General features: G+C 63.3%; 2 protein-coding genes. Both read right to left on the reverse strand.

Annotation, left to right across the window (positions count from 1 at the left end; all coding sequences use genetic code 11):
* Positions 1-1,036: 1,036 nt before the first annotated feature.
* Positions 1,037-1,318: a S1 RNA-binding domain-containing protein gene (locus F3T56_RS45830; protein ID WP_149831368.1), complete on the reverse strand. Its 282-nt coding sequence runs from the start codon at positions 1,316-1,318 to the stop codon at positions 1,037-1,039.
* On the reverse strand, positions 1,315-1,719 hold a 405-nt coding region (locus F3T56_RS45835), incomplete at its 5' end, for a hypothetical protein (protein ID WP_216373118.1). The genes F3T56_RS45835 and F3T56_RS45830, both read right to left, overlap by 4 nt.

Raw genomic sequence — 1,719 nt, forward strand, 5'->3', positions numbered from 1 at the left:
GCCCGACACAGCACCCGGACGACGCGTCACATCACAACAGGGCAAACGTTCCCTGCTACGGCACTAGCACCGAGCCCTGATGGGGTGTCATGCACGTCTGTCCACCGGCCGTCCACCGAGACCCATTGCGTACACATGGCCAACGCTCCCAGAGAGGCAAAAGGCCAGGTCAGAGACCTGGATCCCCTATAGAGTCACCGAAACCAAACCTCTGACCTACGCATTGCGATGCGCAGACCGCGCGTGCCCCGTTTGAGCCGATTCCAAGGTCAGCCAAGAAAAGAAACCCCAGGTCAGAGTCCTGACCTGGGTTTCACCTTGGAGCCGCCTTCGGAATTCGAACCCGAGACCTACGCATTACGAGACCATGAGGGTTCGTGTTGCGTGATGCCTCGTCGTGCTGCGTGGTGACGTTCTTCCTGATCAGAGCACGTGCAGCAGGTTGACTCGTGCCACCCCGTGATGCACCGTCCAAAGGCGTCTGTCCACCGTCTGTCCACCGGTGGGGCTCTCACCAGCCCGCCAGCAAGACTGCCTCTGGGCTGCCAACGATGCTGTCGACCGGCCGGAGAGACGATCGGAGGTCACTGTGGATCCCCACAAACCATCCACCGGATATGTTCCGCCAGAGTTGCCGTCGGGATGCTGGTCGATCCAGCCCCGGCCGCCGATGCCGAGTCGGTGCCGGGCGCGGCGCCGTGTTCGTCGACGAGGTCGACCAGGGCAACGTTTGACCGTGCTGCATCCCGCACGATCAGCATCGGTGTACAGCTGCCAGCCATACGACCAGGCCCCTGGCGACTGCATATCGCCTACACTGCGCCAAAATGTAGGCATTTTCCGCTCGCTGCCTGTCGTAGCTGCCGCCGCAGGGTGGTCCTTCGCCCCGGGTGGAGGTCCCGGACCGGCGTCCGGGCGACCAGCTGGTGGTGGTTCTCCCGTCCATAGCTCGTTCGTCCAGCAGTAGGTCGGCGTCACGACGATCGCCGGGGAGCTCGTCGTACGTGCTCCCCGGCGATCGCCGTTGTCCGGAAGGTCAGGAGGAGAGACCTCGCCTGCGCAGACGTTCCGCGAGCGGTACCTGCCCCGGGGGCCTGAGGATGAACTTGTTCTTCATCTCGTCGAAGGCATCCAGATAGCAGGACACACGGTCTCCCACCTGGTAGTTGTCGTCGTCGATGTAGAGGACATCGATGAGGCCGTCCCGTGACAGGCCCAGGTCCACGATGACCCCCCAGGGGAAGACGGCCGTGGCCTCTCCCTCGACGACGCTCCCCACGAGGCGCATCTCGGCCTCGGGTACCTCAGGGTTGGTCATAGCTCGGCCATCACTCTCAGCGGATATGAGTTGAGGAGACCGAGCATCTCCTTGGGGATTCCGACCTCGGCGCGTGGAACGCCGTTGTGCGAACCGACGAACTTGTCGAAGTGCTGGTCGAAGTCGGCCCTGGGGATCTTGATCTCCACGACCGTCCCATCGTAGGGACCACGCCCCGCGTAGTCCTCCGCGACGCCCAGCCCCTTGTCGCCCAGGCCGAAGTAGGCGTGGCCGTCCGGGTTCTGGCCCTTGCGGCCCGGGTAGTCCTCGGGCTTGAAGCCCTCCTCCTCGATCTTCTTGGTCTTTCCCTTGTACGGAGCCTTGTAGCCCGGACCTTGTCCCAAGGCCGGGTAGTTAGCGTTTTCGCAGGTCACGCAAGCCAGTTGAAGGATTTCTGACGC

It is taken from the genome of Streptomyces tailanensis (genome assembly GCF_008386495.1).
Lineage (GTDB): Bacteria > Actinomycetota > Actinomycetes > Streptomycetales > Streptomycetaceae > Streptomyces > Streptomyces tailanensis.